Here is a 12,143-nt window from a genome sequence, read left to right as displayed (position 1 = left end):
AGAGAACGATGGCCGACCGCACGTACCGCGTCACCGAGATGGTGGGCACCTCGCCCGACAGCATCGAGCAGGCCATCCGCGGTGCGATCGCCCGGGCCAGTCTGACCCTGCGCCACGTCGACTGGTTCGAAGTGACGGAGATCCGCGGGTACATCCGGGACGGGCAGCTCGACCATTACCAGGTGGGCATGAAGCTCGGCTTCCGCCTCGAGGACCCGTGATCGGCCGCGCCCCGGGCAGAGCAGGTCCCGACGTTCCGCTGACGGTTCGTTAGCTTGCTGCTGCCGGTCCTGATCTACTGCGGTCTCTGCACCGCGGTGATCAGCTCGTTGGGTGTGCTCCTGATCCCGACGCTCGCGGCGGACCAGGGCGTCTCCCTGGCCGCCGGCCAGTGGGTGCTGACGGTCTCGTCCTTCACCGCCGCCATCTCGACGCCGGTCCTCGGCCGCCTCGCCGACCGCGGCGACCCGCGCAAGGTGCTGCTCGGTGCGCTCGGCGTCGTCGCGGTCGGTTCGGTGCTGGCCGCGACCGCGACCGAGTTCGCCGTGCTCCTGGTCGGTCGCGCCCTGCAGGGCATCACCTTCGGCATCGTCCCGGTGACGATGTCCCTGGCGCGTCGGCACCTTCCCGTCGAGCGCCTGCAGTCCGGGATCGCCGCGCTGTCCGTCACCGCGGTCACGGGCATCGGCCTCGGTTACCCGGTCACCGGCGCCGTCGCCGAGTACGGCGACTACCGCGTCGCGTTCTGGATCGCCGTCGCCTTCGCGGGCAGCGCGCTGCTCGTCGTCCCGTTCGTCGTGCCGCCGAGCCCATCGCTGCGTCCCGGCGCGGCGGCCGAGCCGTTCGACGTCGGCGGCGCGGTGCTGCTCGGCGTCGGGCTGGGTGCGGGGCTGCTCGCGCTGGCCGAGTCCCCGCGGTGGGGCTGGGACTCACCGGCGACGCTCGGTCTCCTCGCGGTCAGCGTCGCGGTGCTCGCGCTCTGGGTGCGCTGGGAGGTGCGCGCGCCGGCGCCGCTGATCCGCCTCGACCTTCTGCGGCGGCCGGACGTCCGGCTCGCGCAGCTGTCCGCGCTGTGCTTCTGGCTCGCGATGTTCGGCTCGTTCGCCGCGACCGGGACGCTCGCCCAGACCCCCGCGGGGGCGGACTACGGGCCGCACCTGACCGCGTTCGGCGCGGGGTTCGTGATCCTGCCCCTGTCGATCGGCAGCCAGCTCTCCAGCCGACTCGGGGTGTGGCTGTCCCGGCGGCTCGGGCCCCGCGCGGTGCTCGTGGTCGGGGCGGTCGCCGTCGTGGTCGCGAACAGCGGGCTCTGCGTCTGGCACGGCGAGACGTGGCAACTGCTGCTCGGGCTGCTCGTGCTCGGGGTCGGCGTCGGCGTCGCGCTCAGCACGATGCCGCTGCTGCTGCTCGGCGCCGTGCCGGGGGACCAGCTCGGGAGCTCGATCGCCGCCAACGCCGTCCTGCGGCAGGTCGGGGGCTCGATCGCGTCCGCCATGGTGGGCGCGCTGATCGCGGCCCACACCGTCGACGGGCTGGCGACGGACGAGGCCTTCCGATGGGTCTTCGGGATCGGGGCGCTGATCGGAGTCGGTCTCATGATCAGCCTGACGATCGCGACGGTCCGATCACGGACTGCGCCGTCGGAGTGACGCTCCGTCGACGGTCTCAGGTTTTTCGCAGATCGAGGGATCCGTCGGCGCCGCCACGGCGTCGGAGCTCTGACACCTGGGTACGGAGGGGGACCCCATGAGTCTGATGCTGGAACACGACGAGTACGCGCCCGAGACCGAGCTCGCCGAGAAGGAGCCGTTCGGGAAGACCGTCGCGCGCGTCGTCCTGCTCAGCGTCGTGGTGACCGCTCTCGTCGCGGGCCTCTACCTGGCGTTCGGCAACAACGGCGGCACGGACCCGCTCGCCGGGACCCCGGCCTCGCAGTCCGCGGACAAGGGCGCCAAGCCGGCGCCCGCGAAGCCGAAGCCGCTGACGTACTCGGAGAAGGTCGCGAAGGCCGCCGACGCGCTGCCGAAGCCGACCGGGATGAGCGCCAACGCCAAGCGCGCCGCGCTCGTGAAGTACCTGAACAAGGTCGGCATCAAGGTGACTGCGGCCAGCGCCCCGGCGACCGCCGCGTCGCAGGCCTGCCAGTTCCTCGGCAACGGCGTCGCGCCGAGCAAGATGGTCGCCGAGGTCGCCGCCGGCGGCGGGTTCACCCGTCCGCAGAGCAAGGCGTTCCTGCTCGGCGCCGCGTCGCTCTACTGCCCGGGCTACGCCAAGAACTTCCGGTAAGCACACCGGTTCTCCGAGCGGCCGACGCGCCCGCCCCGCCCGCCGGGAGGCGGGCGCGTCGCGTTCGGTCCGGCTTCTACGCTGACGCCATGAGCGTCGTCGTCGAGATCCCCGATCTGCCCGACACCATCGCCCGCTACGACCTGGCGTTCCTCGTCAGCGTCTCCGCCGCGGGCCAGCCGCGCTTCCTCGCCCAGCGCCCCCGCGTCGAACCGGGCCCGATGCTCGTCGTCGACAAGGCCGGCGAGGGCACGCGCAAGGCCGCCGACGGCAAGGTCGTCGCCCTGCTCTACCCGAACCCCGACCCGTCCCGGCACGCCCTGATCGTCGACGGCACCGCTGAGCTCCGCGGCGAAGAGCTCTGGATCACCCCCACCGCCGCGATCCTCCACATCCCCCGCTGACCCGACCCCTCCCGCCCCCGTGGTGGTGGTGACAGCCGGTTCGACGGCGGCCTGTGGAAAAGAAGGGGTGACACCCCTTACTGCGCAGTAAGGGGTGTCACCCTTTCTTGACAGCGGACGTCAGGAGGCCTGGGAGACCGAGCTCATCAGGAACTTGTCGACGCGGACGGGGGGCATCGCGGCGCGGGTGAAGTAGTCGCTCCACTCGCGGGGGAGGCAGGGGGCGGTGGGGCCGATCTCGGTCATCCGCGCCAGCAGGTCGACGGGGGAGACGTTGAACCGGAAGTTGTTCACCGCCCCGACGACGGCGCCGTTCTCGACCAGGTAGACCCCGTCGCGGGTCAGACCCGTGAGCAGGAGCGTCTGGGCGTCGACCTCGCGGATGTACCACAGGCACGTCAGCAGCAGGGCCCGCTCGGTGTTCGCGATCATCTCCGCGAGCGTCGGACCGGGGGTCTCGGCCTCGAGGATGAGGTTGTCCAGCGGCGGCGTGACGTTGCCACCGGTCTTGGCCGCGGTGTGGCGGGTGTGGATGAGGTTCGTCAGTTCCCCGCCGCGGACCCAGTCGGTGGCGCCCGTCGCGAGGCCGTTGTCGAACACCGACGACATGCTCGACGACGACGAGGCGACGACGAACGGGCAGCACTCCAGACCCGGGGCCGCCGGGTCGCTGCGCAGGGTCAGCTTCGCGTCGCTGAGTCGCTCGCCGACGCGGGTCCCGCCACCGGGGGCGGAGTAGACGGTGCGTCCCTCCGCGGCGTCGCGGCCGGCGGCGGTCCAGTAGGCGTAGATCATCAGGTCCGCGACGGCCGACGGGGGCAGGATCGTCTCGTAGGTCCCCGCGTCCAGCGCGATCCGGTTGGCGGCCCAGCCCAGACGCTCCGTCAGTTCTGAGTCCAGGGCGTCGACGTCGACGCCGACGAAGTCCGGCGTCGCGACGCCGGCCCAGGCCGAGCGCGCGTAGTCGGCGCTCTTGCCGTTGATCTCGACCTTGCCCGTCGGCTGGACGTGCCGCAGACGCAGGCCGGTCGACGTGCCGAGGTAGGTGGTGCTCAGGTTGTGCGACGCGAACCCGAACAGCAGGCGGTCCGCGGTACGTGCCCGCTCGAACGCGGCCCCGAGCCCGGCGGCCAGGTCGGAGAAGACCCCGATCGCCGTCTCGGCCGGCGGAGCGTCCCAGTCGGCCACGGTCGGCGCCTGACCGGGCGTCACCAACGGACCCGCGTCCTCGGCCGGGTCGTTGCGGCGCGCGGCCTCCTCGGCGGCGCGGACGAGCTCGGGAATCGCGTCCGCGTCGGGGTTGCTCCGCGAGACGACGCCGACGGCGGTCTCGGTCCCGGACCCCACCGTCGCGATGACCGTGACGCCGCGGGAGCGGCTGACGCCGTTGGTGGTCAGGGTGTTCCCGGCCCAGCGCAGGTTCGCGTCGCTGTCCTCGGACACGATCACCTGGCAGCCGTCGGCCGTGGAGGCGGCCAGCGCCCGCTCGACGATCTCCTGGGGCTCCAGCATCGAACTCATCGACCGGCCTCCGCGAGGGTGTTGAGGACGCGCACGCCGCGGAACAGCGCGACGGGGCAGCCGTGGCTGACGGCGGCGACTTGACCGGGTTGGCCCTTGCCGCAGTTGAACGCACCGCCGAGCAGGTAGGTCTGCGGGCCGCCGACCGCGGCCATCGACCCCCAGAAGTCGGTCGTCGTCGCCTGGTAGGCGACGTCGCGCACCTGCCCGGCGAGCTTGCCGTTCCGGATGGCGAAGAAGCGCTGGCCGGTGAACTGGAAGTTGTACCGCTGCATGTCGATCGACCACGACTTGTCGCCGACGATGTAGAGCCCGTGCTCGATACCGGCGATCAAATCCTGGGTTGACGGACCGTCAGGAGCCGGCTGGAGCGAGACGTTCGCCATCCGCTGGATCGGCGTGTGCGCGGGGGAGTCGGCGAAGGCGCACCCGTTGGACCGCGACTGACCGGTACGGGCGGCGATCCGCCGGTCGAGCTGGTACCCGACCAGGACACCGTCGGAGACGATCGGCCACGACTGCGTCGCGACGCCCTCGTCGTCCCAGCCGATGGTCGCGAGGCCGTGGTCGACGGTCCGGTCGCCGGTGACGTTCATGATCGGCGCGCCGTACTGCAGCGTGTTCAGCTTGTCCGGCGTGGCGAACGACGTCCCGGCGTAGGCGGCTTCGTAACCCAGCGCGCGGTCGAGCTCGGTCGCGTGGCCGATCGACTCGTGGATCGTCAGCCACAGGTTGGTCGGGTCGATCAGCAGGTCGTAGTTGCCCGGCTCCACCGACGGCGCCGCGAGCTTCTCCGCGAGCAGGCCCGGGAGCGCCGCCAGCTCGGCGTCCCAGTCCCAGCCCACGCCCTGTGTGTACTCCCAGCCCCGGCCGGCGGGCGGGGCGAGCGTGTCCATCGTCTCGAAGCGGCCGGACTCGGCGTCGATCGCGATCGCGTTGACGTTCGGCTGGATACGGACGCGCTGCTGGGTGGTGCTGGTGCCCGCGAGGTCGGCGTAGAACTTGTTCTCCAGCACCGCCAGCAGCTCGGCGTCGACGTGCGAGACCCCGGGGGCGCGCAGGACCCGGTTGCTCCAGTCCGCGAGCAGCGCGATCTTCTCCGGCTCGGGGATCGTGAACGGGTCGATCTCGTAGGCCGACACCCACGTCACGTCCGGGTACACCGGCTCCGGCGCGAGCTCGACGGGCTCGATGTTCACCGGCCGGCAGATGCGCGCGACCTCGACGGCCTGCTCGGCCACCCGGACGGCCGCGTCCGGCGTCAGGTCGATGCCGGAGGCGAAGCCCCACGTCCCGTCGACGACGACGCGGACGGCGAAGCCGACGTCCTCGGCGTCCGAACTCGCCTCCAGGCGGGCGTCGCGCAGGCGGATCGCCTGGTTGCGCACCCGCTCGAGGCGGAAGTCGGCGTGGGTCGCGCCGAGCGACTGCGCGCGCTGCAGCGCGGCGGCGGCCATCGCCCGGCCGGGGAGGGCGAGGAAGGCCTCGTCGATCCGGCGGGCGGCGTGCGGAGATCCGTTGGCGGTCACGGCGCCCACCCTAGGCAGGAACGGCCCGGGAATCCGGGGAAGGACGCGGGTGACGCGCGCGGGTCAGCAGCCGGTGATGACGTCCCGGCCCGCGCCGCCGCGACACCGGTCGTTGCCCCGGCCGCCCTTGATCCGGTCACGGCCGGGCCCGCCGAGGATGACGTCGTCCCCGCCGCCACCGATCAGGATGTCGTTGCCCCGGCCGCCGCAGATCAGGTCCGCGCCGCCGCGGCCCTCGATGCGGTCGGCCCCGCCGAGGCCGACGATCACGTCCGCCCGTTTCGTCCCGCGAATCCGGTCCGGCCCGGCGGTGCCGACGATCGTCGCGGGACGGCCGAGGCACCGCGGCACGGGCTTGGACGCCCGGGCCTTGGGCGGGGTCGGCGTCGGGCGCGGGGCGGGCGCGGGTGGCGCGGGCGGTGGGGTCAGCGGGGAGAACAGCAGCCGGTTGGGCGTGCCGGGCCCGGCGTCGGCGATCACGCCCGGGGTCGCGGTCCGCGTGAGCAGCGACTCGACCTGTGCCGGGGTCGCCCCCGGATTCGCCTGCAGGTAGGTGGCCGCCACCCCGGCGACCAGCGGCGCGGCGTACGAGGTGCCGTCGAGGTTGCCCTCGGCCGAGGTGTCCGTGGCGGGCGAGCTGGAGACCAGGTCGTCACCGGGGGCGAACAGGTCCACGCACGACCCGACGTTCGAGAACGACGCCCGGGCGTCGTTAATGGTGCTGGCGGCGACGGTGATCGCGGCCCGCTGCGCGGCGGGGGACTCGGTGCAGGCGTCGGCGCCGTCGCGGTTGCCGGCGGCGACGACGGTCGTCACCCCGGCCGCGACCAGGTTCGCCACCGCGGCGTCCAGGGCGTGCCCGCGCACCCCGAGGCTGAGGTTGGCGACCATCGGGGCGGCGGGGTTGGCCGCGCGGGCCGCCAGGACGTGGTTGATCCCGGCGATGACGACGCTGACGGCCGAAGCCGCGGTCGAGCCGAAGATCCGGACCGGCACGAGGGTGACGCCCTTGGCGGCGCCCCAGGTCTGCCCGCCGAGCAGCCCGGCGACGCGGGTGCCGTGGCCGAGAACGTCGTCGGTGCTGCCGAGGCCGGTGAAGTCGGCGCCCGCCGCCACCCGTCCGGCGAACTCGCTGTGCGTCGCCCGCACGCCGGAGTCGATGACGAACGCGGTGACGCCGGTCCCGTCGTTGCCCCAGCTGTACCTCCCGTCGAGGGAGCGGCTCCGCTGGTCGATCCGGTCCAGTGCCCACGGCGCCGGGTTCTGCGTGGCCGCCAGAGCTGACGGAGCGTCAGTCGAGCTCAGGCACACCGGCAGGTCGGGCTCGACGGCGGCGACGTCCGTGTCGTCCTCCACCGCCGACTGGGCGCGTGGGGGCAGCGTCGCCGCGTACCCCTTGACCGCGTACTCGTACCGGAAGTGCACGGTTGCACCCTTCGCCGCCGCCTCGTCGGCGGCCGCGGCGACCTCCTCCGGAGTCGCGTCGTCGTCGAGCAGGACGACGAACCGGTCCCCGTCGTAGTCCGCCGCCTGGACCGCGCACGGGTCGTCGGCCGCCGCGCCGTGGGGCGCCGGCGCGCCGACCAGCGCGAGCACCAGGGCGCCGGTGAGGACCGCGGCCCCGGCGGCCGCGCGACGTGCCACGCCTAGGGCTTCTTGGCGACCGACACCTTGGCGGTCGCCCCCTTGCCGGCCTTCGAGCGCGCCCACACCTTGCACGTGTAGGCGGTGCGCGCCTTCAGCCCCGTCACCTTCGTCGACGGCGCCTTGTCCTTCACCGTGACGACGTGCTTGCGGCCGGTCTTCGCGGTGCAGGTCGCGGTGTAGCCCGCGATCTTCGAACCGCGAGCCTTGGACTTGGCGTAGGTGAGCTTGACCGCGCTCGCGCTCACGCGCTTCGACGTGAGCTTGCCCGGCTTCGTCGGGGTGATCTTGCCGCGGTGGATCCGGACGTTCCGCTTCGAGAAGGTCATGTCCGTCAGGTCCACGCGCAGCGCACCGCCGATGTCGACGACGCTCGCGGTGCCGCTGCCCGACCCGGTGATCACCGGGCTCAGCCCCGCGGTCGTCAGCGAGCCGGGGGAGTCGATCCCGTAGACCTCCTTGAGGAAGGCGTTGGGGATCACGACGCTCGCGCTGCCCTTGAACGGCGTCGCGCCGTCCTGAAGGAAGTGCGAGTTGGCCAGCTCGAGCAGGATCATCTGCTGACCCTTGCTGTCGTTCACGATCTGCGGCGGGATCGCGCCGGCGTCGATGTTCGAGCTGTAGTCCATGCCGAGGAACGCGTTGCGCTGGGCCTTGTTCCGCCAGCTCGCGTAGTCGGTGATCCAGCCGCCGAGGTAACCGTCGCGCTGGTCGGTCGGGGTGCTCGGGCAGGTCCACGGCACCGAGCCCTGGTCGCACCCGCCGGTCACCAGGACCGGCTTGGCGGTGATCTGCACCCGCCAGTGGGGGTGACCCGAGGACGGGGGCGTGCGGTTGACGATCACGCCCGTGCCCTTGGTGTCCGTCACCCGCGGGACGATCGACCCGGTGTCGATCGTGATCACGTAGGTGTCGTTGCGGGCGCCGGCGCCGAGCTCCAGGCTGGAGCCGCCTTCACCGGCCGGGCCGGACCAGACGTTCCAGCCGACGTCGCCGGCGGCGCCGTCCGCGCCCGGGGTGCAGATCGTCGAGACCCAGGACGTGTCGAGGGCAGCGCCGTTCTTCGTCGCGGAGACGACGGAGCCGCAGGCGGCCGTGGTCGCGGTGGGGGCGGCCGCGGTGGGGGCGGCCGCGAGCGGGGCGAGTCCGGTGATGGCCAGTGTGGTCGCCATCACGGCAGCGGAACGACGAGCGATCATGGGGACATCCTGGGGCATTCCGGCGGCCCGATAGCGTTCCGGCAGGCCGTGTCGACGTCTCGTGTCGGCCGGCGCGTTGATCGGGAGGAGCCCCACGGTGGCAGACCGCTCCGTACTGGTGACCGGAGGGAACCGCGGCATCGGCCGCGCGATCGCCGAAGCCTTCGTCGCGGCCGGCGACAAGGTCGCGGTCACGTACCGCTCGGGTGAACTGCCCGACGGCGTCCTCGGGGTCACGTGCGACGTCACCGACACCGCCGCCGTCGAGGCCGCCTTCGCCGAGGCCGAGGCTGCCCACGGGCCGGTCGAGATCGTGGTCGCCAACGCGGGCATCACCAAGGACACGCTCCTGCTCCGGATGAGTGAGGAGGACTTCACCTCGGTCCTCGACACCAACCTGACGGGCGCCTTCCGGGTCGCCAAGCGTGCGTCGAAGTCGATGCTGCGCCAGCGCAAGGGCCGCATCATCTTCATCTCCTCCGTCGTCGGCCTGCTGGGGTCGCCCGGACAGGTCAACTACGCGGCCTCGAAGGCCGGCCTGGTCGGCATGGCCCGGTCGATGGCCCGCGAGCTCGGGTCGCGCAACATCACCGCGAACGTCGTCGCCCCGGGCTTCATCGAGACGGCGATGACCGCGGAGCTGACCGAGGACCGGCAGAAGGAGATCCTCGCGTCGGTCCCGTTGACCCGGTACGGCCAGGTCGAGGAGATCGCCGGCGTCTGCGTCTTCCTCGCCGGGCCGGACGCCTCGTACATCACCGGGGCGGTCATCCCGGTCGACGGCGGCCTCGGCATGGGCCACTGACGCCCGACACGCGGACACGCCAGGTTCTGGCGCCCAGTCAGATCAACGAGAGGAAGTCATGTCGCTGCTCGACGGCAAGCGGATCCTGGTCACGGGCGTGCTCACCGACGCCTCGATCGCCTTCCACGTCGCGCGCCTGGCGCAGGAGGAGGGGGCGCAGGTCGTCCTGTCCTCCTACGGCCGCGTACTGCGCCTGACCGGCCGGATCGCGGGCCGGCTGCCGAAGCCGGCCGAGGTGATCGAGCTCGACGTGACGAACCCCGAGCACCTGGCCGCGCTGCCGGACAACGTCCGCGGCGCCGGCCTCGACGGGCTCGACGGCGTGGTGCACTCGATCGGCTTCGCGCCCGAGGCCGCGCTCGGCGGCAACTTCCTCGACACCTCGTGGGAGGACGTCGCGACCGCGGTCAACGTCTCGACCTACTCGTACAAGGCCCTGGCGATGGCGGCCAAGCCGATGTTCCCGTCCGCCGGCGGCTCGATCGTCGGGCTGACCTTCGACGCGACCGTCGCCTGGCCCAAGTACGACTGGATGGGCATCGCCAAGGCCGGGCTGGAGTCGTGCTCCCGGTACCTGGCCAAGTACCTCGGCCCCGAGGGCATCCGCTCGAACCTGGTCGCCGCCGGCCCGATCCGCACGATGGCCGCGAAGTCGATCCCCGGGTTCGACGAGTTCGAGAACGTCTGGACCGAGCGGGCCCCCATCGGGTGGGACCTCAACGACCCGGTCCCGGCCGCCCAGGCCTGCGTGGCCCTGCTCTCGGACTGGTTCCCGGCCACCACGGGCGAGATCGTCCACGTCGACGGCGGCGTCCACGCGATGGGCGGCTGACGCGGGACGGACCGGCGAACGGGCGAAAAGAGCAGGTGAGGGCGTCGTGACGGTGCGCTCTCAGGGCGTCGTGAAACACTGGTCGCATGGACGACGGAGGTAGTAGTAGTCCGGGGCCGGCGCCCCTGCCGCCGCGCCTCGGAAACCCGGGAGACCCCCTGCCCGCCCGCAGCGGCCGGCAGCTGGCGCTGGTCTTCGGCTCGATGGCCGTGTTCTTCGTGGTCCTGGTCGCGCTGTCGATCTGGGGGTCGAAGAACGGATGAAGCGCCGCTTGGTCCTGCTCCGGCACGCAAAGGCCGAGCGGGGTAGCACCACCGATCATGAACGCCCGCTGACCGCACGGGGCCGTGCCGACGCCATCGCCGCCGGCCGGTGCCTCGCCGAGCTGAAGCTCGCCCCGGACCTCACGATCTGCTCGACGGCGACCCGGGCCAAGGAGACCTGGGTCCTCGCCGCCACCGAGCTCGAGGACGGCATCGAGACCACGTACGAGCGCGCGGTCTACAACGCCGAGCTCGAGGACCTCGTCGCCCTGCTCCGGGAGACCCCCGACGACGTGCAGACGGTGCTGCTCGTCGGGCACAACCCCGGCCTGTACTACCTGGTGCAGACGCTGGCCGGCAGCGGCCCGGAGCACCTGCTGCGCGAGGCCCGGGAACACCTGGCCACCTCCGGCATCGCCGCGCTGGAGTTCGACGTGCCGTGGTCCCAGCTGGACACCGGCTCCGGCCGGCTCGTCGAGTTCGTCGTCGCCCGGGGCTGAGCGGCCGGTCAGCCCAGGAGCCTCGGATGTCCCGCGCGCGCACCGCGACCGCCGGAGCGGTGCTGCTCGCGCTGAGTGCCCTGGCGGCCTGCAGCGACGGCGACGGGCCCGCGGCACGGCCGGCGGGCTCGCCGTCCGCGAGCGCCCTCCCCGCGGAAGCTCCGACCGCCCCCCCGGACGGGCTGCCGGAGGTGACCGACGAGCGGTCGCTGGCGGCGCTGATGCGGGAGGAGATCCCGGCGAGCCGGATCCGGACGGTCGCGGTCGAGTCGCGGACCGACGCCTACACGCGGTCCCGGGTCACCTACCGGGCCGGGGACCTGACCATCTCGGGCGTGCTGCTGCGCCCCCGGGGCGCGGGGCCGTTCCCCGGGATCGTGCTCAACCACGGCTACATCGACCCGGACGTCTACCGCCCCGGGCAGGGCCTCGCCCGCGAGCAGGACCGCCTCGCCCGCGCCGGCTTCGTCGTCCTCCACACCGACTACCGCGGGCACGCCGGCTCCGACGAACCCGTCGACGACTTCGATCGCGAGAGTCGCCTCGGCTACACCCGCGACACCATCGCGGCCGTCCTCGCCCTCGAGCAGGAGCCCTACGTCGACGCGGACAGGATGGCGATGCTCGGGCGGTCCATGGGCGGCGGGGTGACGCTGAACGCGCTCGTCGTCCGGCCCGACCTCGTCGAGGCCGCCGTCATTTACGCCTCCGTCAGCTCCCTGCTCCACGAGAACGTCGAGCACTTCACCCGGCGCAGCCGCCCGAGTCAGGCCGACCGCATCCACGCCGAGTACGGCACGCCCGAACAGGCGCCGGAGTTCTGGGCCGGCCTGTCGGCGCGGACGTACTTCGACCGCGTCTCCGACCCGCTGCTGATCCACCACGGCCGCGTCGACGACACCTGCCCGTACCGGTGGGCCACCGCCACCCAACGGGCCCTGGTCGCCGCCGGCGCCGACAGCGAGCTGCTCACCTACGACGGCGAGAGCCACACCTTCTACAGCCGGTGGTCGGAGTCGATGGACCGGACGATCGCCTTCCTCCGCCGGCACCTGGGCATCTCGCCCCGGTCCTGAGAAATCACGTCCGCCCCACTGGGGGTGACGCTCCTATGTCCCGTCAAGCCGGGTTGGGGCCTGCTTCGAGGAGTCGGTAGAGGT

At 72.6% G+C, this 12,143-nt stretch carries 13 protein-coding genes; 9 read left to right on the top strand and 4 right to left on the bottom strand.

Annotated elements, in window-relative coordinates; translation table 11 throughout:
• Nucleotides 1-8: 8 nt before the first annotated feature.
• The 4 genes from ABD401_RS14720 to ABD401_RS14705 all read left to right on the top strand — a co-directional run bounded on the left by ABD401_RS14720 (nt 9) and on the right by ABD401_RS14705 (nt 2,690).
• Nucleotides 9-221, top strand: coding sequence for a dodecin (locus tag ABD401_RS14720; RefSeq protein ID WP_019877359.1), 213 nt, complete (start codon nt 9-11; stop codon nt 219-221).
• Between the two features lie 54 nt (nt 222-275).
• Nucleotides 276-1,649, top strand: coding sequence for an MFS transporter (locus ABD401_RS14715; RefSeq protein WP_344605996.1), 1,374 nt, complete (start codon nt 276-278; stop codon nt 1,647-1,649).
• Nucleotides 1,650-1,746: 97 nt separating this feature from the next.
• The gene (locus tag ABD401_RS14710; protein ID WP_344605994.1) at nt 1,747-2,286 is read left to right on the top strand and encodes a DUF732 domain-containing protein; all 540 of its coding nucleotides are present in this window, start codon (nt 1,747-1,749) and stop codon (nt 2,284-2,286) included.
• An 89-nt stretch (nt 2,287-2,375) separates the two neighbouring features.
• On the top strand, nt 2,376-2,690 hold the full coding sequence (locus tag ABD401_RS14705; RefSeq protein WP_344605992.1) for a hypothetical protein: 315 nt from the start codon (nt 2,376-2,378) through the stop codon (nt 2,688-2,690).
• Nucleotides 2,691-2,810: 120 nt separating this feature from the next.
• Here the strand turns inward: ABD401_RS14705 and ABD401_RS14700 are convergent, their stop codons facing one another.
• From ABD401_RS14700 to ABD401_RS14685, 4 genes are all read right to left on the bottom strand, one after another.
• Complete coding sequence (locus ABD401_RS14700) at nt 2,811-4,211, bottom strand: metallopeptidase TldD-related protein (protein ID WP_344605990.1); 1,401 nt, start codon at nt 4,209-4,211, stop codon at nt 2,811-2,813.
• Nucleotides 4,208-5,668 (bottom strand): TldD/PmbA family protein, encoded by a 1,461-nt coding sequence (locus ABD401_RS14695; RefSeq protein ID WP_344606155.1) that lies wholly within the window; start codon nt 5,666-5,668, stop codon nt 4,208-4,210. The genes ABD401_RS14700 and ABD401_RS14695 overlap by 4 nt, the downstream gene beginning before the upstream one ends.
• Nucleotides 5,669-5,803: 135 nt before the next feature.
• Entirely contained in the window at nt 5,804-7,384 is a 1,581-nt protein-coding gene (locus ABD401_RS14690; protein WP_344605988.1) for a S8 family serine peptidase, read from the bottom strand.
• Between the two features lie 2 nt (nt 7,385-7,386).
• Nucleotides 7,387-8,583 carry a fibronectin type III domain-containing protein gene (locus tag ABD401_RS14685; protein WP_344605986.1) on the bottom strand — a complete coding sequence of 399 codons (1,197 nt, stop codon included), beginning with the start codon at nt 8,581-8,583 and terminating at the stop codon, nt 7,387-7,389.
• Nucleotides 8,584-8,680: 97 nt separating this feature from the next.
• Here ABD401_RS14685 and fabG point away from each other — a divergent pair, with 97 nt between their 5' ends.
• The 5 genes from fabG (at nt 8,681) to ABD401_RS14660 (ending at nt 12,059) form a co-directional block, all read left to right on the top strand.
• A complete protein-coding gene (gene fabG / locus ABD401_RS14680; RefSeq protein WP_344605984.1) occupies nt 8,681-9,388 on the top strand; it encodes a 3-oxoacyl-[acyl-carrier-protein] reductase in 708 nt (235 codons plus the stop codon).
• A gap of 58 nt (nt 9,389-9,446) precedes the next feature.
• Nucleotides 9,447-10,220: an enoyl-ACP reductase FabI gene (gene fabI / locus ABD401_RS14675; RefSeq protein ID WP_344605982.1), complete on the top strand. Its 774-nt coding sequence runs from the start codon at nt 9,447-9,449 to the stop codon at nt 10,218-10,220.
• A gap of 86 nt (nt 10,221-10,306) precedes the next feature.
• Entirely contained in the window at nt 10,307-10,483 is a 177-nt protein-coding gene (locus ABD401_RS14670) for a hypothetical protein (RefSeq protein ID WP_344605980.1), read from the top strand.
• Nucleotides 10,480-10,983 (top strand): SixA phosphatase family protein, encoded by a 504-nt coding sequence (locus ABD401_RS14665; protein WP_344605978.1) that lies wholly within the window; start codon nt 10,480-10,482, stop codon nt 10,981-10,983. Before ABD401_RS14670 ends, ABD401_RS14665 begins: the two co-directional genes overlap by 4 nt.
• A gap of 26 nt (nt 10,984-11,009) precedes the next feature.
• Nucleotides 11,010-12,059, top strand: a complete 1,050-nt coding sequence (locus ABD401_RS14660) for an alpha/beta hydrolase family protein (RefSeq protein ID WP_344605976.1) — start codon at nt 11,010-11,012, stop codon at nt 12,057-12,059.
• The last annotated feature ends 84 nt before the right edge of the window (nt 12,060-12,143 follow it).

Origin of the sequence: Sporichthya brevicatena (genome assembly GCF_039525035.1) — a bacterium.
Taxonomy (GTDB): domain Bacteria; phylum Actinomycetota; class Actinomycetes; order Sporichthyales; family Sporichthyaceae; genus Sporichthya; species Sporichthya brevicatena.
Note: the sequence above shows the minus strand (reverse complement) of the source record. Positions and strands in the feature narration are given on the sequence as shown.

Bases quoted from the DNA above. Each gene is read 5' to 3' on its own strand.
- ABD401_RS14705 (WP_344605992.1), top strand. From the start codon at position 2,376: ATGAGCGTCGTCGTCGAGATCCCCGATCTGCCCGACACCATCGCCCGC.
- ABD401_RS14665 (WP_344605978.1), top strand. From the start codon at position 10,480: ATGAAGCGCCGCTTGGTCCTGCTCCGGCACGCAAAGGCCGAGCGGGGT.
- ABD401_RS14720 (WP_019877359.1), top strand. From the start codon at position 9: ATGGCCGACCGCACGTACCGCGTCACCGAGATGGTGGGCACCTCGCCC.
- ABD401_RS14695 (WP_344606155.1), bottom strand. From the start codon at position 5,668: ATGGCCGCCGCCGCGCTGCAGCGCGCGCAGTCGCTCGGCGCGACCCAC.
- ABD401_RS14660 (WP_344605976.1), top strand. From the start codon at position 11,010: ATGTCCCGCGCGCGCACCGCGACCGCCGGAGCGGTGCTGCTCGCGCTG.
- ABD401_RS14670 (WP_344605980.1), top strand. From the start codon at position 10,307: ATGGACGACGGAGGTAGTAGTAGTCCGGGGCCGGCGCCCCTGCCGCCG.
- fabI (WP_344605982.1), top strand. From the start codon at position 9,447: ATGTCGCTGCTCGACGGCAAGCGGATCCTGGTCACGGGCGTGCTCACC.
- ABD401_RS14710 (WP_344605994.1), top strand. From the start codon at position 1,747: ATGAGTCTGATGCTGGAACACGACGAGTACGCGCCCGAGACCGAGCTC.
- ABD401_RS14685 (WP_344605986.1), bottom strand. From the start codon at position 8,583: ATGATCGCTCGTCGTTCCGCTGCCGTGATGGCGACCACACTGGCCATC.
- ABD401_RS14700 (WP_344605990.1), bottom strand. From the start codon at position 4,211: ATGAGTTCGATGCTGGAGCCCCAGGAGATCGTCGAGCGGGCGCTGGCC.